This window comes from Faecalibacter bovis, assembly GCF_017948305.1.
GTDB lineage: Bacteria > Bacteroidota > Bacteroidia > Flavobacteriales > Weeksellaceae > Empedobacter > Empedobacter bovis.
In genome coordinates this window covers 2,509,940-2,530,766 of record NZ_CP072842.1, presented here as the reverse complement: position 1 = coordinate 2,530,766, position 20,827 = coordinate 2,509,940, and the positions used below count along the sequence as shown (strand labels likewise).

Sequence of the window (20,827 nt, the reverse complement as noted above, 5' to 3'; positions counted from 1 at the left end):
TTTGAGGTTCATTTATGTAAAGGTATTTATATATACCTTTTTTGTTATGATCAAATGTATATTAAAAAATCTTCGACTTAAGTTAGTTATGTAATCACATAATTATTTCTATAAAAATTTTAAATCATAACACATCTATTTATTACTTATCAATACTTTTCTTTATAAATTGAAAATGTATTTTACCTAATCATATTTTATTATAATAGTAAATAGAATTTTATAATACTATATAATCTTATATTTATGTTAAAATAGTGCTAAAAAAACCTAACATTAAAAATAATAGTATAATTTAGTACTATAATTAAAACCAATAAAATAAATATGAAATTAAAATCAATGGTAAAATCGATGACTAAAGTTGGTCTAGGTTTAGTAATGGCAGGTTCAGTTTTGGTATCTTGTAATGATGATGACGACAATCAAGGGATTGCCCCTAATGATCAGACAATAGCTGGAATAGTAACTTCTAATTCTTCATTTTCAACATTAAGTCAAGCAGTAACTAAAGCCGGATTAGGAGCAACTCTAAGCGGTAACGGTGAATTTACTGTTTTTGCACCTAATAATGCTGCTTTCGAAGCGAGTGGAATTACAAGCGCAACTTTAGCTACACTAACTACAGATCAAACTAAAGATATATTATTGTATCATACTTTAGCTAGTAAAGTTGCATCTTCGGCCGTGCCAGCAGGACCAAATGCAAAAGTTACAACAGCGCAAGGAGATCCTATTTATGTTACTAAAGATGCTCGTGGTGTATTTGTAAACGGATGGAAAGTAAATCAAGCAGATATTATGGCGTCTAACGGTATTATTCATTCAATTGAACGAGTGTTATTACCAGCTCCAGGCAATTTAGTTGAAACAGCTCAAGGAAATGAGAATTTAACTTATCTAGTTGCTGCTGTAGTAAGAGCCAGTCAAGGTAATACAAATGTTGCCAATGTATTAGCTTCTACTGAAGGTTTAACTGTTTTTGCACCAACAAACCAAGCGTTTATCAATGCAGGTTTTCCTACAATTGCTTCTATTCAAGCAGCAGATCCTGATGTTCTAACATCAATCTTAACTTACCATGTAGTAGGAGCGAGAGCGTTTTCTTCGGATTTAACGAATAATCAAGCTTTAAATACAGTTCAAGGTGGAACTTTATTGGTTAATATAGGAAATCAAGTAACTATAAAAGGTAGAACAAATTCAACTGCATCAACTGTTATAGCTCCGAATGTTTTAGCAACAAATGGAGTAGTTCACGTAATTGATCAAGTTTTGTTACCGTAAATTAATTTATGTGTGTAAAGCCTCAAGATTTCTTGAGGTTTTTTTATAATTATATTTTATTGATTGAATTTGATCATTACTTTATAAGAATTATATCTAATCCATTTGTTAAAGTTTTCCGCTTATATATTTTTTATTCATACTAAATAGTGCAAAAAATATCATTCCTATATTGATAAAACTAACTTTGTATTATTAATCAAACCAACTTAAAATGAACTACTTCGACAACATCAGGAATTGGTTATATACATATATTTTTTATTATGGGATTGACGAGACACTATCTAAAGATGACCGCGAATTTAAAATGGTGATTAATCAATATTCTTTGGTATTATTTATTGTTTTCTTCATCATTTCTGTTTTCAATTATATCCACTTCAATTTTTCAATAGATGTTTTTATCATTTCAATTTTGGCGGTTGGATTTGGAGCTTCACCTTATATTTTTAAAAATTTAAAACCAAATCGAAAGATTATCTATGTTATAACCGTAATCATTACACTTATTATTAATTACTACTCACATTTTTGTGGGCTAGAAAGTGGTGTATTTTTATACTTTCTGCCATTATTGATTACAGTAGGTGTATTATTTAATCAAAAGAAAGATCCGATTTATTTTCATGGTCTTATTTTATTCATCATCCTAAATATGTATTGTGCAGTAATCTTGGAAGATGTACTAATAGTTCCAAAAAGTGAAATAAATCCTTTTGAACAAAAAGCATTACAATTATTAAATCTGAGTTGTATTCTGATTGTTAAGTTTTTAATTTATTTAATAATTGTTGATAAATGGGAAGGGTATCATTTATTAGAGCATCGAAATATTTTGAAAAGAGAAGAAATTAGTCACCTTCAATCAGAAGTAATTCGCTTAAAAGCTGTATTAAATTCTAATATGATTTCTGAAGATTTCTTAAATGAATTAATAGAATGTATTCCTTTAAGTGATACTATTTTTATAGAAAAATTTGAAATTATATATCCCGATTTCTTTGATAAAATTAAAGCTTTAGCTCAACAACCATTAAATCAAAGTGATTTAAAATATTGTGCTTTATTTAAATTAGGATATTCAACCAAACAAATAGCAATTTATACTGATACAACGATTAAATCTGTTGAATCTCGTAAATATCGCATCAGAAAGAAACTTAAATTAAATTCTAATAGTTCTACTTTTTTAGAAAATTTTTGATGTAGTCAAACGATTATATATATCAATCCTTAAAAATTCTGCAATTAAATTTTATAATATCGGAAAAAATCCCTCAAATATTCTTTTGAGTGGTTTTGAAGGTGCTTAAAATTCAATCTTATACCTGATGATAAATACATTTGCGGTGTAATTATAAAACACGAAACAAATAACATTTAAAAGTTAAATAACCAACCTATATCTATTATTATGAAAAAAATTATTTTTATTCTCTTTTCTTTTTTAATCATTTCGCCCCTCATTGCGCAGGTAGGTATTAATACCTCAACACCTGAAAAGAATACGTTGTTACATGTTTCAGAAAAGATGGACGATCAGTCGATTATTAAAAAAGGTATAATGATTCCCCGTTTGACTGAAACTGAAAGAGATGAATTAACCTACGAAAATCCATTGGCAAATCCGAAAGTGTTACAACTTCAAGCAAGTGACAATAGTTTATTAATATACAATACAACCGAAGATTGTTACAATTATTGGAACTTTATTGAACAAGAATGGAAAAGTTTATGTGGTAAACTTGGAAAATCTGAGTTTACGTTTAATTGTCCAACGGATGTAGCCGTTTTCGGAACTTATATTGAAGGAAAAGAAGTCACAGCTAACAATTATGTAAGTATAAAAGTAAATGTTACAAAACCTGGTGATTATGCAATTTTTGCTATATCAGGAAATGGATATAGTTTTTCTTCTACAGGTACATTTTTAGAAAAAGGTACTTATACCGTGCGATTAGAAGCACAAGGTACACCAATTGAAGTTGGAACAGATGCATTATCGATTTCTGCGAATGGAATTGACGTAGAATGTGATCCTTTACCAGAGGTAAATGTTTTAACAGCAGCTGCTACTTATAGTATCAATTGTCGCACTGCAATCGTTAATGGTGTATATAAAAAGGGTATCGCTTTAGATAATTCGAATACAATTACACTAACAATTCAAGTTTCAAAATTAGGTAGTTATGACATTACGTCCAATACTGTAGATGGAATTTCTTTCCGTGCTTCTGGAACGTTTACAACGATAGGTCAGCAAATTATCCAATTAATAGGGAATGGAACACCTACATCTATTGAACCAAAAACGGTTACATTACTTACTAATAGTGCAGATGGAGAAGCTTCTTGTTCCGTTAAAATTACAATGACTATTCCAGTAAAACGATTACTAACTATTGGTTCGGGAGAGAATGGATTTGGTTATAATTTTTCTGGTAATGCCGCTTCAGGAAGAATGATTTCTGCTCAAGATAATTTTGGATCAATAGTTAATAGTTTAGTTAAATCTGAAGGATTTACTCGAATCAATGGGACATCGCTTCCAAGTATTTCAAATTTGCAAAATTGGTTAATCAACGATCCTGTAGATATTGTTGTAATTGGATTTCCTTGGACAATGTCTGAAGCAGAGGCTGATCTTTTTACCGAATATCTGTCAAAAAAAGGTGTTGTATTAGCATTTAGTGAATCTAATGTGGGAAATCAACGTTTAATGCGAAATATATTCAATGATAATACAATTACAAGTGGAACAGTAAATGCTGCCGGTGCTTTATATAAATTACCTTTACTTAACGATAAAATTGTCAATGGTCCATTTGGAGATTTAAGAGGAAAATATTGGGGAGAAGATGCTTCTTTTACTTCTTATCTACAAGGTTTACCAACGAATGAAATTGATATTTATTCAACCGATTCAGATTATTCTCAAAATAATCCTGGTGGTACAGCCGGACGAGTTACAGCATTCAAGCACAAGTCACTCCATCTTATTTGGGTTGGTGATGGTGGATTTAATTCAAATTGTGGTACAAGTAATACCATTTGCCCTTTCAATGTTAATGGTAGTAATCGACCAATTGCCAAACCTAATTATGGTCGAAATAACCGAGCTGATGTTTACAATTCACAATTTACAGCAAATGCTTTTGCGTGGGCTATTGAACAAGCAGAATTTGATGGAATCAATTCTTTTAAATATTAACCAATTTAAGCCAAAGCCTTGTCTTGGTGTAAATACTATTGTTTATTTATGGGGGGATCTAGTTTTACTAGGTCCCTTTTTGTATTATTTTCAATGATAAATTTTATTTTTGTTTCAAATTAAATTAAAATGATCAATCCAAATTATCGTTTACTTGTAATAAGCACAAGTACAATTCATGGTAGTGGATATTTAGAATATATTCGAGAAGAGATTTTAGATTTTTTACAAACCAATGAATTATTGTTTGTACCATTTGCTCGCCCTTCTGGTATTACACATGATGAATATACGCAAAGTGTTAAAAATGCATTAAATCCTTTTGGAATCAATGTTACTGGGCTACATTCTTACGAAAATAAAAAAGAAGCAATTCTAAATGCTAAAGCAATTTTTATTGGAGGTGGAAATACATTTCTATTACTAAAAACTTTATATGAATTAGGTTTAATTGATACGATAAAAGAAGTTGTGGCGAATGAGATTCCATATATGGGAAGTAGTGCTGGAAGTAATTTAACTGGTTTAACTATTGGTACAACCAATGATATGCCTATTGTTTATCCACCAAGCTTTGATGCCTTACAGTTTTTGCCATTTAATCTAAATCCGCATTATTTAGATCCTGATCCAAATTCTACGCATAAAGGCGAAACGAGAGAAACACGTATTAACGAATTTCATAAATTTAATACTCAAACAGTGATTGGATTACGAGAAGGAAGTTGGTTACGTGTTGAAAATTCGGTAATCGAATTAAAAGGGAATTTAACAGCTCGAATTTTTAAGCCAAATCAAATTCCTGTGGAAATTGTGGCTGGAATTTTAAACGAAGAAATTTATAAATAATTTAATATAATGAGCAGCGAACAGAAATGTTCGCTGTTTTATTTTTAGTACATTTATAAAAACAAGCATTTGTATTTATGGAGAATTTAAATTTATCAGACACAATTTTGAATGTGATTAGAAAACTGGATTATATTTCTTTAGATTCAGATAATGAAGAACAGAAAAATATAATTGCTGAATGTAGAAATCAACTATTTAAGTTTTTTCCACAGTCCCAAATGTCATATAAATACAAAGGGAAAATTGAAGATATTATCATCGAAATGAACGAAAAATATAGTAATCGTATCATTGATCATCATGAAAAATTTGGGATCACGATGGATGTATTTTGTCCGAAAGAATCTGAACTATTTTTTGGAGATATTCATTTATTAAATGATTGTATAAAACTTCATTTTCCAGAATGTAGTTTTAAATTATCTGTATTTAATTCTGAAGCGATAGATACCGATGAATTATTACTTTTGGTAAATTTTGTAGATAAAATTGACGATGAAGATGAATACTAAAGTTTTTAAAATGACCTTCGCCAGCGTCTATCCACACTATTTAAAGAAAGTGGAATCAAAGGGTAGAACTGTTGAAGAATTACACCAGGTAATTGAATGGTTGACAGGTTATACTGCATCTGATTTGAATCAAATAATCGAAAATAAAATTGATTTCGAAACTTTTTTTAATGAAGCAAAACTAAATCCAAACGCTGCTAAAATTAAAGGTGTTATTTGTGGGTATAGAGTGGAAAATATAGAAGATCCTTTATATCAAAAAATTCGTTATTTAGATAAAATCATTGATGAATTAGCTAAAGGCAAAGCTTTAGATAAAATCCTAAGAGAATAATTTTACAATAATGTAATGAGTTAAAATAGAATGACAAATAAAAAAGCGACCCGTTGAGGTCGCTTTTTAATAATAAAATATTTAAATTACTTTTTAGAAGTCATTTTATCAGCTAATTGTACAGCTTTTAAGGCATCAACAACACCACCTGTTACAGATATTTCAGTTAATTGATCATTTTTATTAACCGATTCCATAATAATTTGTTTTACTTGTACTGCAGTTAAGCTTGGATAATGAGACCAAACTAATGCCGCAACACCAGCTACTACTGGAGAAGCCATAGAAGTACCTGAGTTAGATTTATACGCACCATCTCGTGTAGGGATAGCTGAATAAATTTCAGATCCTGGAGCAAAAACGTCAACAGATTTTTTACCGTAGTTTGAGAAACTTGATTTTAATAAAGATGAATCACTTGTAGATGATCCTACAGTAATTACGTTATTAGAAACTGCAATTCCTTTATCATTGTAAACTGTTGGGTAATGAATATCTGTATCAATATTTAAATCATCGTTACCAGCTGCTTTTACTAATAAAACACCTTTGTCAGCAGCATATTTAAATGCTTCCCAAACAATTTCTTTGTCAGGAGAATAATCTTTACCAAAAGACATATTTAAAATTTTAGCTCCATTATCTACCGCGTAACGAATTGCATTTGCTACATCTTTGTCACGTTCATCCCCATTAGGAACCGTACGTATAGACATAATTCTTACGTTACCATCACCAGCGATTCCGTCAATTCCTAATCCATTTCCACGTTTTGCAGCAATAATTCCTGATACATGAGTTCCGTGGTTAGAATCTGGCCCATCAACATCAGCATTACCATAAGATTTCTCTTTGATATTAGCATAGTCATCACCAACAATAGAACGAGGATCAAAATCTAAATTTAAATTATATTTCTCTTGATCTGAATAATGTTTGTAACCTTCGTTTATTTCGTCTAAAATTTCTTTCCCGAAAACTTTCATTGTTTTACCAGCCCATGCTTCCTTAGGAACCATAGCAAATAGCATCATTCCTTGTTTAGCTTCTTCAGATTTAGGTTCGTACGATAGCATAAATTCTTCAGTTAACTTCTGATCACCTAATTCATTGATTAAAACATCTAAAGGTTTAGAAAGATTATCAGAAATCATTTTCATTTGCGTTGCCATTTGTTTAGCTTCAGCAAATTTAGTTTCATACTCTTTCTTTAACTTAGTATATTCTTCGTACTCTGCTGGGAATTTAGTTTTGTTAGTAGCAGCGTCTTTACTCGTTTCAAATTTATCTTTTAATTTTTTGAATAATCGAGTTAATTCTAAAGTATCAGCATCTACATTTTTTCCATCTTTTCCACCGATAAAATTCCATCCATGTATATCATCAATGTAGCCATTTTTATCGTTATCTTTTCCGTCCTTTTTTTCTTTCGGATTGACCCAAACATTATCTTTTAAATCTTCGTGTGTAACCTCAACTCCAGAATCTAATACAGCAACAACAAGTGTATTTCCTTTCTTATTTTTTTGTTTTAAAAATTCTAATGCTTTCTGAGTATTTACACCATAAACTCCTGATTCCTCATATGACTTATGTTGCCATGATTTTAAATCTATATCTTGTCTTGGCGTTTGTTGAGCAAAAGTTGATGTTGAAACCATCAAAGCTACAGCTAAACTGTAAACTATTTTTTTCATATTGTTAATGTTTTTTGTCAATTTTCAAATTAGTAGATTAAAAGTATAAAATGTTACGCTATTAACCTACAATTACATTAAAACAAAAAAGGCTCCAAACTAAGTTGGAACCTTTTTATTTATAGAAATTTTAAAAAAATTATTTTAATTTTCTTTGTTTGTAGATTTCTTCAGCACGTTGTACAGCTTTGTAAGCATCTACAACACCACCAGTTACAGAAATATCTTTTAATTGTTCATTTTTGTTTACTGTTTCCATTAAAATAGTGCGGATATCAGCAGCACTTAATTTTGGATAATGTGACCAAACTAAAGCAGCAACACCAGCAACAGCAGGAGATGCCATAGAAGTTCCGTTTAAGAAACGGTATTGATCTACACCTGGGTAAGTAGCGTAAATTTCAGCTCCAGGTCCGAAAACGTCAACTGATTTCTTACCAAAGTTAGAGAATCCAGCTTTTAATTTATCAGATGTACGAGTTGATGCACCAACTGTTAAAACAGCGTTAGATACTGAAGTACCATCAGCTTTGAAATTTGTAGGGTAGTGGATGTGCGTATCGATATCTTCGTTACTATTACCAGCCGCTTTTACAATTAAAACACCTTTGTCAGCTGCATATTTAAATGCATCCCAAACGATATCTTTGTTAGGAGAGTATTTCTTTCCAAAAGACATATTTAAGATTTTCGCACCATTATCTACAGCGTAGTAAATAGAGTTTGCAACGTCTTTGTCTCTTTCGTCTCCATTAGGAACTGTACGAACTGACATAATTTTTACGTGATTTCCTCCAGCAGTACCTTCGTTTCCGATTTTATTTCCACGAACAGCTGCAATAATTCCTGCAACATGAGTTCCGTGCGAAGACTCAGGTCCATTAGAATCACCGTTTCCGTAGTGTCTTTCTTTTAAATCGTTTGGATTATCTACATCTTTACGATCAACTAAATTTAAGTTGTAGTGAGAAGTTAATCCATCAGCTTTTGCTTGACGACGAGCCATTCCTAAGTAAGAATTTGCTACTTGAGTCATTGTTTTACCAACCCATTGCTCTTCTTTTAACTCACCAAAAATCCATAAAGATTCGATAACTTGATTATCGATTGGTTGGTAATTAGCGATAATATCTTTAGTTAATTTAGTATCACCAAATTCTAAAACCATTTTATTTAAACCTGGCTCGATAGCGTTTAATTTTGCTTGAGCAACTTGTTGGTTATATTTAGTTTTTCCAACTGTTTCTAAATATTCTCTTTTGATTTTTACATATTCAGCATATTCAGTAGGATTTTTTACGATAGCATCATGATTCTTTTTTTGATCGTAAGAATCGTATTTTTCTGCTAACGTTTTGTAGATACGAGTTAATTCTACAGAATCATCATTGTAGTTAATTCCTTTAGCTGTACCTAAATAAGACCATCCGTGTACATCGTCAATGAATCCGTTTTTATCATCATCGATTCCGTTACCTGGAATTTCTTTTTTGTTCACCCACATGTTCGCTTTTAAATCTTCATGGAAATGTTCCACACCAGAATCTAAAACACCAACAACAATCGTTTGTGGCTTTCTTTTTTTATCTTTTAAAAAGTCTAACGCTTTTTCAGTATTTACACCGTAAACACCAGTTTTTTCAACATCTGCATGATACCAAGTTTCTTTTGGAACTTCAACAGTTTGTGCTTGTGCAAAACCTACAGAGAAAGCAAATGAAAGGGCTAAAACTAATTTTTTCATTTTTATGTTTAATTTATAAATTTTTTAAATAAATGGCTGCATGTGGCCCTTGGCTAAATAAAATATCAAGAATACTTAAACCTGATGTAAAGCCAAATTTTTCGTCAAATACTTGTACATATTCAGGGAAATGTACTTCAGGATCTTTTTTTGCGCTGTATTTATTTCTGAAATCGAATTGTTCATCTAATTTTTGATATGATTCTGTCTTTGTAACTACAGTATCAACTTTTAATTTTGATAGAATAAATTCGATTGTTTTGATGTTAAAATCTAATAAATACGTTTCTTTTTCATCATAAAATTTAGCAATCTCATCTTCATAATATTCGAAATAAGGAGAGCTTAAATATGCAGATCGTAACGATTTGAAATGTTCTTTTTGCCAATTATGATCGTACGAAAGTTTAATGTCTTTCATGCTACGTTTTCCGTCGTGTACTAAGGGAATAGTTAAAGATAATTTACCATTAGCTCCTAAAATGTTTGTACGACTTCTGTACGTTTGTTTCTGAAAGTTTTCGCAAACTTCTAAATCAATTGCTTCACTTTTTACGATATCAGCGAAATAATTAATCGGTCCAAAGTAAAAAGCTGGAAATGTATTTTTCATTTCAATTATTAATCTTAATATTTATTTTTCTGTTTTTCTTTTCTTGCTTTCCAGATATCATATCCAATCCATCCAATAAAAGCGATTAATACGTAAATACCGTATGATGTTTTATTTGGGTTATCGTTATTGATTGATGTAAACCATCTTTCCCAAATGAATTTTTTAGGTGCTTGTTCGAACATTCCATTCATGTTTGCCCAAATTAAAATTGGACGTCCAATGATATGATCTTCTGGAACATAACCAAAGAAACGAGCGTCTAACGATTGGTTTCTGTTGTCCCCAACCATAAAGTAATAATTTTGTTTGATTTCGTATTTATCCGCTTTTTGATCGTTGATAAAAATATCATATTTTCCATTTGCAGAATCAACACGTAATGTGTTTTGCTCGTATTTACGAATTACGTTGATGTATTGTGGTAAAGTTTCTTTGTTAATGTCAACTACATCTCCTTTTTTCGGTATGTATAATTTACCATATTGATCTTCGTTCCAATCCTTGTTTACAGGGAAAATTGTATAAGTACTATCAATTTGGTTACCGTAACGGATACGCTCAGTTTTATCACCTTTTGCTTTTAAAACTGGCTCTACACTGATGATGTTAGAGTTGTTTTTGAAGGCAGTTACGTGTGCTTCAGTTAAAGCTGGGAAACCATAAACAAATGTGCTTCCTTCTTGGTAAGATGTTCCTTGGTAATCTGTTGGGATTATTCCAAAATCTTGATATAAAACTGCTGGAGATAATTGAATTTTAGAAACAACTTTATAAGAATGTTGTACTAAAGCATCTAATTTTGGTTGGAATTTTTTTCCGTCAACATATAATATTCCGTTGTTAATTTCAACCGTTTCACCTGGCATACCAACTAAACGTTTAACGTAAGCATCTTTACGATCAATTGCCGAGTAAACTGAATCTGTTGGGTAGTTGAAAACGACAATGTCATTTGATTTTAAATCTCTCCAACCTGGTAAACGCATATAAGGTAATCGAGCTTTGTCGATAAATGCATCACGATAAATAAATTCAGAAAATGGAATTCCTAATGGAGTAGTAGGTACGCGAGCACCAAAACTAACTTTTTCTACAAATAAAGCATCACCAATTTTGATTGTATTTTCCATCGAACCTGTCGGAACAATCATCGGTTGGATAAACCAATTGTGTACCAATGTTGCTAAAACTAAAGCAAATAACAATGAAGATACAATTGTAGAAGTACGTTTTTCAGCTCCTAAATATTTTGGATTATCTGAATAATTGATTGCGAAAATGTATAAACCTAAAGTTAAAACCATAATGATTTTATCCTTTAATTCTACTTTTCCGTATGTATCAGCTAAATCTACATACATTACTAACCAAAAAATAGGACCTACAATTGGTAAATAGAACAATATAATCCACCATTTAGGTCTATCAATAATTTGTAATCCGTTCCAAATGTTTAAAAAGGGTATAAATGCTGACCAAGCTGGTTTGCCTGCATTTCTATATAATTTCCATGTACCTGCTCCGTAAAGGATGTTATAAAGTACAAAACCAATAACCCAATAAATGATTAGTGACATAAGTATTTTTTATTTGTAGTTTGTTAATTCAATTCTAAAACGTCTTTCATCGAGAAGACACCTTTTTTATCAGCAATCCATTCAGCTGCAATAACAGCTCCTAATGCAAAACCTTTGCGAGAATGTGCAGTATGAGAGATTTCGATAGTATCTACTTCACTTGTGTATTGCACAATATGTGTACCAGGTACATTTTCAATTCGTTTCGCTTCAATAGGAATAATAGCATCACCTTGTTCTTCCATCGACCAATTATTGTAAGATGAATTATCAATAATTCCTTCAGCAATTGTAATAGCTGTTCCTGATGGTGCGTCTAATTTTTGAGTATGGTGAATTTCCTCTAAATTAATATTGTATTCAGCTCTGTATTTATTCATCATTCGAGCTAATTGTTGATTTAACTCAAAAAATAAATTAACACCTAAACTAAAATTTGATGCATATAAAAATGCAGTATTATTTGAAATAGTTAATTGATTAATTTCTTCTTGCTTATCTAACCAACCTGTTGTTCCACAAATAGTTGGTGTGTTTGATTCTAGTAATACTTTAAGATTGTCGTAAGCATATTCAGGTCGAGAAAATTCAATTGCTACATCAACATTTTTTAATTCTTCAGGTGTTGGAGTATGAGAAATTTTTAATACAACTTCATGTCCTCTTTCAACAACAATTTCTTCAATGGCTTTACCCATTTTTCCATATCCAATTAATCCTACTTTCATCATTTATCCTTCTTAAAATTTAAAATTTAAATTCAACCCCATTACAGGCTGATATGTATTTTGATCTTGAATAATTACTGGTTTCCAAGTAAAATCAGGATCATTTTTGATGCTAAATAAATGCGCATCAACAGTTGCATCAACAATATTAAGTATATATGCTAATACCGTTAGAGCCATGCTATAATCACGATTTCTTTTATATTCATCCTGATAAACAGCTAATTGCTCAGCATTTAAAATTCCAGTATATTCATGCGTTCTACCTTCAAGTTCAGCGATGTAAGCTGATCTAAATTTATTTTGCAATCCATTGTAATACGCTGTAAAACCAATTCCTGTTCCAACTAATCCCAAAGCAATAGGTGCTTTCCACCATTTTTTATTGTACAATTGTCCTGCACCTGGTAAAACTGCAGAATACAAAGAAGCTTTTATAGGGCTTAACTCTTTAAGAGTTAACTTATTGATAGAGTCTGTTTTTACTGTATCTACAACAATTTCATCCGTAATAATTTGTTGACCATATCCAAATTGAGAAAGGAAAACAAATGTTAGGATTAAGATTTTAGTTTTCATTTAAAAAACTTCTTAAACGTTCAAATTCTTCATCAGAAGCAAAATCAATTATGATTTTACCTTTTCCATTTTTCGCACGTTGAATTTTAACAGCTGTATTTAATCGTTCTTGGAAACGATTCATAGCAGTTTGATAATGTTCTGGCAATTCAACTTTATCCTTCTGTTTTTCTTCTGGTTGTTGTCCTTCTTTTACAGCTTTTATTAACTTCTCTGTTTCACGAACAGATAAATTATCACGAACAATTCGTTCATAAATTTCGAACTGCTTATCCGCATCAACAATAGCCATTAATGCACGTCCGTGACCCATCGCAATCATACCATCTCTAATTCCGGTTTGGATGATTGGATCTAATTTTAAAAGACGTAAATAATTAGTAATAGAAGAACGTTCTTTACCAACTCGTTTGCTTAATTCTTCTTGCGTTAACTTTACTTCATCAATTAATTGTTGATAGGAAAGCGCAATTTCTATGGCATCTAAGTCTTGTCGTTGAATATTTTCAACTAATGCCATTTCTAACATTTCCTGATCATTCGCTAATCGAACAAAAGCAGGAATTGTTTTTTTATCGGCAATTATTGAAGCACGAAAACGACGTTCACCAGAAATTAATTCGTATGTGCCGTCGTTTTTCTTTCTTACTGTAATAGGCTGTATTACGCCTAATGCTTGAATAGAAGTTACTAAATCTTCTAAATTTCTTTTATCAAAATTTGTCCTTGGTTGCCAAGGATTAGCAGTAATCTTATTTAATTCAACTTCGATTATGTTTCCAACTAATTTCTTAGCACCATCATCCGAAGCTGAATGCACAGTAGGTTCATCTTTTAATAAGGCTGATAATCCTCTACCTAGACGATTATTCTTATTAGATTTTGCCATATTATACGGTATCGTTGTTATTTATTAAAAATTCTCGAGCTAAATTTAAATAATTTTCTGCTCCTTTACTTCCTGCATCGTATTGTATAATCGTTTCACCAAAACTTGGAGCTTCGGATAAACGAACATTACGAGCAATTATCGTCTTGAAAACCATTTGTGGAAAGTGATTACTAACTTCATCTAAAACTTGGTTAGATAAACGTAAACGCGAATCATACATCGTTAATAAAAGACCTTCTATATCTAAATCTTTATTATGATGTTGTTGAATTCCTTTAACGGTGTTTAACAATTTACCTAAACCTTCTAAAGCAAAATATTCACATTGAATTGGAATAATCACAGAATCTGCTGCAGTTAATGCATTAAGAGTGATTAAACCTAAAGATGGAGCACAATCAATCACAATGTAATCGTAATTATCTTTGATTTCTGCCAAAGCAGTTTTCAACATATATTCACGATTTTCATAATCTACAATTTCAATTTCTGCTGCAACTAAATCTAAATGTGCAGGCATTAAGTCTAGATTTGGAGATTCAGTTTCAAAAATTGCTTCACTTGCTGCAATTTGATTTTCTAAAACTTCATACGTACCACATTCAATGGTTTCCAAATCGAAACCTAATCCAGATGTTGCATTTGCTTGTGGATCGGCGTCAATTAATAATACTTTTTTCTCTAATACTCCTAATGAAGCTGCTAAATTAACAGAAGTCGTAGTTTTACCTACACCACCTTTTTGGTTTGCTACTGCTATTATTTTCCCCATATTTTATATTCAAAACGATTTCAAAAATACAATAATTCAGTTATGGAAACCATTAGATATACAGAAATTTATAAACAGATTTTAAGAAATATCATCCGTATAGTTATTTAAGTGTTGGTTTTCAATTCATAAATTGTAAGTGAAAGTAATTAAATTTTACGATTAATTTATCATTCATACTCTTTTAAATTCTATATATTTGCAAAAGCAAAAGTTTTTTAATTATTAATGGGTGTTGACCTTTTATTCGAGAGAACTGAGGTAGGGAGGAACCTAGGTTTTCTGGCTTTTCAAAAAAGCAGCGGATTAAAAAAAATATCTTCTCAAAATTTACTTCGCCAAGTATATTATGCTATACGTGTTTAATGGTTATTTCTAAAAGTAAAATTCTTTTAGAAACGCATTTTTAGTACCATAAATTTTACACGTAACATTTTATAAAAATAATAGCATAATGAAAACTAAATACATCGACTTAATCACTCAATCTTTTGATTTTCCACAAGAAGAATTCACTTTAGACGGAGAATATTTAAAATTTCATGGAATCGACTTAATGAAGTTGGTTGAAGAACACGGAACTCCATTGAAATTTACTTATTTACCTAAAATTTCTCAGAATATTCAAAAAGCAAAAGGTTGGTTTGAGAAAGCACGTCAAGAATTGAACTACGAAGGAACTTACAATTATTGTTATTGTACTAAAAGTTCTCACTTTAAACATATTGTAAAAGAAGCTTTAAAGAATGATATTCATATCGAAACATCTTCTGCTTACGATATTAATATTGTTGAGAGTTTATTGGCGGAAGGATTAATGAACCATGACCAATACGTTGTATGTAACGGTTTTAAACGCGAAGAATATGTTGAAAATATCGCGCGTTTAGTTAATAATGGTCATCGTAAAACAATAACTGTAATTGATAATTACGAAGAAGTCGATTTATTCTCGGAAGCAATCGAGGGAGATTTTGAAATCGGGATTCGAATTGCATCGGAAGAGGAACCTAAATTTGAGTTTTATACATCGCGTTTAGGAATAGGTTATAAGGATATTGTTCCTTTTTACCAAAATATGGTAAAGCCTAATGATCGTATTAAATTAAAGATGTTACACTTCTTTATCAATACAGGAATTAAAGACAACTCGTATTATTGGAACGAATTAACAAAATGTTTACGCGTTTATGTAAACTTAAAGAAAGTTTGTCCAGAGTTAGATAGTTTAAATATCGGAGGTGGTTTTCCTATTAAATCGTCTTTAACTTTTGAATACGATTATCAATACATGGCAAAGGAAATTTTATCTCAAATCCAATCAATTTGTGAGGAAGAAGGAATTCCTGTGCCAAATATTTTTACAGAATTTGGTTCTTTTACAGTTGGTGAATCTGGAGGTGTAGTGTATAAAATCTTATACCAAAAGAAACAAAACGATCGTGAATATTGGGATATGATTGATTCTTCTTTCATGACAACATTACCAGATGCTTGGGCAATTTCTAAGCGTTTTATCATGTTGCCTGTAAACCGTTGGTATGACAAATATGAGCGAGTTTTATTAGGAGGATTAACTTGTGATTCTGACGATTATTATAACTCAGAGCAGCACACAAATGCAATCTATTTACCAAAATACGATTCTGCAAAACCATTATATATTGGTTTCTTTAATACAGGTGCTTACCAAGATAATATCGGTGGTTTTGGCGGTGTACATCACTGTTTAATTCCACAACCAAAATATGTGTTAATTGACGAAAACTACGATACAACAGTTTATTCGGAAGAGCAAGGACACGAAGGAATTTTAAAAACATTAGGTTATACAGTTTAATATAATAAAATAATAATAAAATGAGCAAAGGGCCAATCAGTCAATTTATTGAGCACAACTACCGTCACTTCAATGCTGCGGCATTAGTTGATGCTGCGAAAGGATATGAAGCACACTTAGATGCTGGAGGAAAAATGTTAATCTCATTAGGAGGTGCAATGTCTACTGCAGAGTTAGGTGTATCTTTAGCTGAGATGATTCGTCAAGATAAAGTTCACTTCATTTCTTGTACAGGAGCAAACTTAGAAGAAGATGTGATGAATTTAGTGGCACACTCTCACTACAAGAGAATTCCTAATTATAGAGATTTAACTCCAGAGCAAGAGCGTGAATTATTAGATCAACACTTTAATCGTGTAACTGATACTTGTATCCCAGAAGAAGAAGCATTCCGTCGTTTACAACAACACTTAGAAGATGTTTGGCACGCAGCTGAAGCTAAAGGAGAAAGATATTTACCACACGAGTATTTATACCAAGTTGTAAATTCAGGAGTTTTAGAGCAATACTATGAAATTGATCCTAAAGATTCTTGGATTGTTGCAGCTGCAGAGAAAAATTTACCAATCGTTTGTCCAGGATGGGAAGATTCTACAACAGGTAACATTTTCGCATCTAACGTAATTAAAGGAAATTTAAAAGCTGATACTGTAAAATCTGGTATTGAGTACATGATTTACTTAACAGAATGGTATCGTGCAAATTCAGACGGACACGGTGTTGGATTCTTCCAAATTGCTGGTGGTATTTCTGGAGATTTCCCAATTTGTGTGGTTCCAATGATGTACCAAGATTTAGAGTGGACAGATGTTCCTTTCTGGTCTTATTTCTGTCAGATTTCTGATTCAACAACATCTTACGGTTCTTATTCAGGAGCTGTTCCAAATGAGAAAATTACTTGGGGTAAATTAGATGTTGATACACCTAAATTCATGATCGAATCTGATGCAACAATCGTTGCACCTTTAGTATTCGCTTACATCTTAGGTCAATAATAGAAAATTCTATTTAACATATTAAAGCGGTTGAATTTATTCAATCGCTTTTTTTTTGGATAAAAAGAATTAACTTAACATTATAATGATTATAGAATAATGAAACAGAAATTCAACGTTAATCACATACCAGCTTTAAAACAAGAAATTCTTGATTTACCTGAAAAAGAGAAAAATCAATTATTAATTCGATTAATTAATAAAGATCAGGTTTTAATAGAGCAGCTTCTTTTTAGATTATTAGAAGATGAATTTGATTTGAATAAACGTTTTGAAGATTTAAAAACTGAAATTGAATCAACTTTAAATGATAATTATAAAGCTATCATGAATGTAAAATTTAATGATAAAGGAAGAATGTATTTACGATTAATTCGTGGATTATCTTCAAAAATCAATCATTTTGCTAAGGTTACTAAAGATGTTAATGGTGAGCTGCGTTTAAGAACATTTTTATTGATTGAATCGACAAAAAAATATAATCAATTACAAAAAGAAGATACTGTAATTGGTTATAAAACAAGATTATATCAGGTTTCTAAAATTAAAACTATGATTTCTTTATTTGGAAAGTTACACGAAGATTTGAAATATGATTATTCATCAGAATTTTATGAAATATTAGAAGAAATTATCGTCAATAATTTGGGAACAGAAATTAATCAATCAAAATTAAAATATCAAATTCTATCTAATGATTAAATTGTAGAATAAAGCTAATGTTGTAGAATTCTACTATCTTTGGAGCCTATTAAGAATAAAATGGCAGAGATATTAAACTTAGGAGAAGAACAAATTCGAATTAGTCAAAAAGTTTACGGACAAATCGAATATTCAATTACGAAAGGTAAAACTTGGAAAATGCGTTTTAAAGGGGATTATCAAGTCGGTGAATTTAAAGATTTGATTGATCTTGGTCCAGTAATTTTAGCAATTGCAGAAAAGGGTTTATTCTTTTCTAACGACAACGGAATTAGTTGGGAAAGACGATTTAAACCAAATGCATTTACAGGAGATTTTATTAAATTAAACTTTAATGGAACTCATTTATCTGCAGAAACAACAAGAGGAATTAGATATTCTCCAGACGAAGGTCGCCGTTGGGAGAAAAATCCAAGATAATTATGAAAAAAATCTTTTTTATACTTTCGCTATTCAGTAATTTTTTATTTGCTCAAATTTCTCAGGAAGAAATTGAATTAATAAAAACTTACAAGCAAAATATAATTGATAAAGATTTAAACAAGACAATTCAATCTTTACAAAAATTGATTGAATTTCATAAAGATGAAACACATTATCACATTTCGTTAGGTTTTATTTATCAATTACAGCGTAATCGAAAATTAGCCAATCGTCATTTAGAAAAAGGGCGTTCATATGTTATTGATGAATTAGTAACATCTACAAAATTATCGATGTCCAATAAAGAATCGATGGATCATATAGTAGCACTGTGTTTTGCTGGTTATGAAAAAGATTGCGAGGAAATGTTTATGTTAACCGAATCTAGATTTGTGAATGATGATTATTATAAAGATTATGATTTCGAAACAATAAAAAAGTTAGGTGAAAAACAACGTAACGTGATGAAATCATTTTTTAGCACAAAATAAAAAAACGGATATCTTAAAGAATCCGTTTTTTTTGGTTTAATTAATTTTAACTGAATAGAAGTAATTTTCGATTAAATTAACATTTTTAAATTCAGTTGGGGTTTGCTGAGCATATTTGCTTCTTCTAACACTGTTTCTATCTGATTGAAAATTCAGAAATAATGTTTCATCTGTATCGCTTTTATTTGTATACATAAATGATAAAGCAATTTCTAAATCATTTCCTTGTAAGCCTTGAAATCCTGTTGTACCAATAATTGGTGTATCTTTAGTATTTTGGTTAGTAACTTTACTCCAATCAAGCGTACTCACATAAACTCTATTATATACATTTCTTGTACTAGAAAGTGAAGAGTTATTATTTAGTATATGAATACGATAATAGATCATGTGCGTTACAGGAGTAACTTTAAGATTCGCAATGGAATTCCAGTTTACATTATTTATGTTTGTGTTAGCTGCCCATGTATATGTGCCATAAATTTCATCTGCTGAAAAAAGACTTTTCCAAGAGGCAATTCCATTTTTATCAGACATTAATACTTTTCCATTTCCTTGTGTTCCGTCTACTAATTTTAAACCTTTAGCAGTTTCTTTCGCTTCTATATGTAAAGCAGTTTCAGGTTTTTCAGTATTAATACCTACTTGTGCATAAGTAAACATAGCTAAGCATACTAAAGCACCTGATGATAATTTTTTCATTAATGATTAATGTCGTTTATATTTTTTCCGGGCGCAAAATTATATGGCTGCATTTTTATTGATCTATGATAATTAATAGAATATTGTGATTTTATTTAAAAACCAGCTTTAAGCGTAAATTCTATAAATCTCATCATTATTTATATAAAATATAAAATGGTTATTTATGATAAATCATGACAAATTTTCACATAAATTCTCTAGAATTGTGAATATGGTCAATTGGCACAAATTGTGCTTAGTTAATAAAAACTAAGAATTATGAGTGATTTCAATATCAATTTTCAAAATATAGAAGATAGTGACGGTTTAAACAAAGAAGATTTCTACGTTAAATTTAAAGAAAGATTAGACGACGTTACTTCTTTTCCTGCAGATTATACTTACAAATTCATATATCCTACAAGTGAGGAAATTATGAGTAAAGTAAAGGAAATCTTTAAAAATGCAAATCCTAATTTTGAATATAAAGCTTCTAAAAATAGAAAATATACATCAATAACAGTTGTAATTTATGCGTTAGATTCAGATCAAGTTATCAGTTTTTATCAAGAAGTTTCCCAAATTCCGGGAGTTATGATGTTATAATACAAAAAAAGAGTTCAATATTTTGAACTCTTTTTTTTGTAATTATATAGGATGTAATCTTGTACAAGATTGCCAATGACGTAATGTCATAAAATACAGCCAAATAATTTTGAATTTGAATTATGATTTTGCGTTATTTCTTCTTCTCTTTTTTTCTCTATTTGTTGATTTTAATAACTTATACGCAGGATCTTTTAACTTGTTAACTAATACTTCTAAGTGATTTTTTTGTTTTTCGTTTGTCATAATGATAGATTTTGATTTGTTTAAATTAAAGTTAAA

Annotated in this window: 22 protein-coding genes; 12 read left to right on the top strand and 10 right to left on the bottom strand. The window is 30.5% G+C overall.

The features are described 5' to 3' along the window. The first annotated feature begins 327 nt into the window (after window positions 1–327). The 6 genes from J9309_RS12195 (at window position 328) to J9309_RS12170 (ending at window position 6,199) form a co-directional block, all read left to right on the top strand. Complete coding sequence (locus J9309_RS12195) at window positions 328–1,287, top strand: fasciclin domain-containing protein (protein ID WP_230476159.1); 960 nt, start codon at window positions 328–330, stop codon at window positions 1,285–1,287. A gap of 214 nt (window positions 1,288–1,501) precedes the next feature. After that, window positions 1,502–2,494, top strand: coding sequence for a helix-turn-helix transcriptional regulator (locus tag J9309_RS12190; protein ID WP_230476158.1), 993 nt, complete (start codon window positions 1,502–1,504; stop codon window positions 2,492–2,494). A gap of 210 nt (window positions 2,495–2,704) precedes the next feature. Continuing rightward, a complete protein-coding gene (locus J9309_RS12185; RefSeq protein ID WP_230476157.1) occupies window positions 2,705–4,501 on the top strand; it encodes a hypothetical protein in 1,797 nt (598 codons plus the stop codon). A gap of 129 nt (window positions 4,502–4,630) precedes the next feature. Continuing rightward, window positions 4,631–5,350: a dipeptidase PepE gene (gene pepE, locus J9309_RS12180; RefSeq protein WP_230476156.1), complete on the top strand. Its 720-nt coding sequence runs from the start codon at window positions 4,631–4,633 to the stop codon at window positions 5,348–5,350. 77 nt (window positions 5,351–5,427) lie between these two features. Further along, a complete protein-coding gene (locus J9309_RS12175; RefSeq protein ID WP_230476155.1) occupies window positions 5,428–5,865 on the top strand; it encodes a hypothetical protein in 438 nt (145 codons plus the stop codon). After that, window positions 5,849–6,199, top strand: coding sequence for a DUF2200 domain-containing protein (locus tag J9309_RS12170; protein WP_230476154.1), 351 nt, complete (start codon window positions 5,849–5,851; stop codon window positions 6,197–6,199). The genes J9309_RS12175 and J9309_RS12170 overlap by 17 nt, the downstream gene beginning before the upstream one ends. An 86-nt stretch (window positions 6,200–6,285) precedes the next feature. Here the strand turns inward: J9309_RS12170 and J9309_RS12165 are convergent, their stop codons facing one another. The 8 genes from J9309_RS12165 to J9309_RS12130 all read right to left on the bottom strand — a co-directional run bounded on the left by J9309_RS12165 (window position 6,286) and on the right by J9309_RS12130 (window position 14,804). Beyond that, window positions 6,286–7,896 (bottom strand): S8 family serine peptidase, encoded by a 1,611-nt coding sequence (locus J9309_RS12165; RefSeq protein WP_230476153.1) that lies wholly within the window; start codon window positions 7,894–7,896, stop codon window positions 6,286–6,288. 139 nt (window positions 7,897–8,035) lie between these two features. Then, window positions 8,036–9,640, bottom strand: a complete 1,605-nt coding sequence (locus J9309_RS12160; protein ID WP_230476152.1) for a S8 family serine peptidase — start codon at window positions 9,638–9,640, stop codon at window positions 8,036–8,038. 13 nt (window positions 9,641–9,653) lie between these two features. After that, window positions 9,654–10,253: a WbqC family protein gene (locus J9309_RS12155; RefSeq protein ID WP_230476151.1), complete on the bottom strand. Its 600-nt coding sequence runs from the start codon at window positions 10,251–10,253 to the stop codon at window positions 9,654–9,656. A 14-nt stretch (window positions 10,254–10,267) separates the two neighbouring features. Then, window positions 10,268–11,833 carry a signal peptidase I gene (gene lepB, locus J9309_RS12150; protein ID WP_230476150.1) on the bottom strand — a complete coding sequence of 522 codons (1,566 nt, stop codon included), beginning with the start codon at window positions 11,831–11,833 and terminating at the stop codon, window positions 10,268–10,270. 23 nt (window positions 11,834–11,856) lie between these two features. Then, entirely contained in the window at window positions 11,857–12,561 is a 705-nt protein-coding gene (gene dapB / locus J9309_RS12145; protein WP_230477874.1) for a 4-hydroxy-tetrahydrodipicolinate reductase, read from the bottom strand. 12 nt (window positions 12,562–12,573) lie between these two features. Beyond that, entirely contained in the window at window positions 12,574–13,140 is a 567-nt protein-coding gene (locus J9309_RS12140) for a DUF5683 domain-containing protein (RefSeq protein ID WP_230476149.1), read from the bottom strand. After that, window positions 13,130–14,029: a ParB/RepB/Spo0J family partition protein gene (locus tag J9309_RS12135; RefSeq protein WP_230476148.1), complete on the bottom strand. Its 900-nt coding sequence runs from the start codon at window positions 14,027–14,029 to the stop codon at window positions 13,130–13,132. The genes J9309_RS12140 and J9309_RS12135 overlap by 11 nt, the downstream gene beginning before the upstream one ends. Window position 14,030: 1 nt before the next feature. Then, complete coding sequence (locus J9309_RS12130; protein WP_121935609.1) at window positions 14,031–14,804, bottom strand: ParA family protein; 774 nt, start codon at window positions 14,802–14,804, stop codon at window positions 14,031–14,033. Between the two features lie 454 nt (window positions 14,805–15,258). Here J9309_RS12130 and J9309_RS12125 point away from each other — a divergent pair, with 454 nt between their 5' ends. From J9309_RS12125 to J9309_RS12105, 5 genes are all read left to right on the top strand, one after another. Continuing rightward, the gene (locus J9309_RS12125) at window positions 15,259–16,644 is read left to right on the top strand and encodes a type III PLP-dependent enzyme domain-containing protein (RefSeq protein WP_230476147.1); all 1,386 of its coding nucleotides are present in this window, start codon (window positions 15,259–15,261) and stop codon (window positions 16,642–16,644) included. 20 nt (window positions 16,645–16,664) lie between these two features. Next, complete coding sequence (locus J9309_RS12120; protein ID WP_121935611.1) at window positions 16,665–17,639, top strand: deoxyhypusine synthase family protein; 975 nt, start codon at window positions 16,665–16,667, stop codon at window positions 17,637–17,639. A 99-nt stretch (window positions 17,640–17,738) separates the two neighbouring features. Beyond that, window positions 17,739–18,341: a hypothetical protein gene (locus J9309_RS12115; RefSeq protein WP_230476146.1), complete on the top strand. Its 603-nt coding sequence runs from the start codon at window positions 17,739–17,741 to the stop codon at window positions 18,339–18,341. Window positions 18,342–18,401: 60 nt separating this feature from the next. Continuing rightward, window positions 18,402–18,761, top strand: a complete 360-nt coding sequence (locus tag J9309_RS12110) for a beta propeller repeat protein (protein WP_230476145.1) — start codon at window positions 18,402–18,404, stop codon at window positions 18,759–18,761. Between the two features lie 2 nt (window positions 18,762–18,763). Then, window positions 18,764–19,255 carry a hypothetical protein gene (locus tag J9309_RS12105; RefSeq protein ID WP_230476144.1) on the top strand — a complete coding sequence of 164 codons (492 nt, stop codon included), beginning with the start codon at window positions 18,764–18,766 and terminating at the stop codon, window positions 19,253–19,255. Between the two features lie 36 nt (window positions 19,256–19,291). Here J9309_RS12105 and J9309_RS12100 read toward each other — a convergent pair whose 3' ends face one another. Further along, window positions 19,292–19,957: a hypothetical protein gene (locus tag J9309_RS12100; RefSeq protein ID WP_230476143.1), complete on the bottom strand. Its 666-nt coding sequence runs from the start codon at window positions 19,955–19,957 to the stop codon at window positions 19,292–19,294. Between the two features lie 261 nt (window positions 19,958–20,218). Here J9309_RS12100 and J9309_RS12095 point away from each other — a divergent pair, with 261 nt between their 5' ends. After that, window positions 20,219–20,545: a YbeD family protein gene (locus J9309_RS12095; protein WP_230476142.1), complete on the top strand. Its 327-nt coding sequence runs from the start codon at window positions 20,219–20,221 to the stop codon at window positions 20,543–20,545. A gap of 120 nt (window positions 20,546–20,665) precedes the next feature. Here the strand turns inward: J9309_RS12095 and J9309_RS13605 are convergent, their stop codons facing one another. Continuing rightward, window positions 20,666–20,791 (bottom strand): hypothetical protein, encoded by a 126-nt coding sequence (locus tag J9309_RS13605; protein WP_262897268.1) that lies wholly within the window; start codon window positions 20,789–20,791, stop codon window positions 20,666–20,668. Window positions 20,792–20,827: the final 36 nt, after the last annotated feature.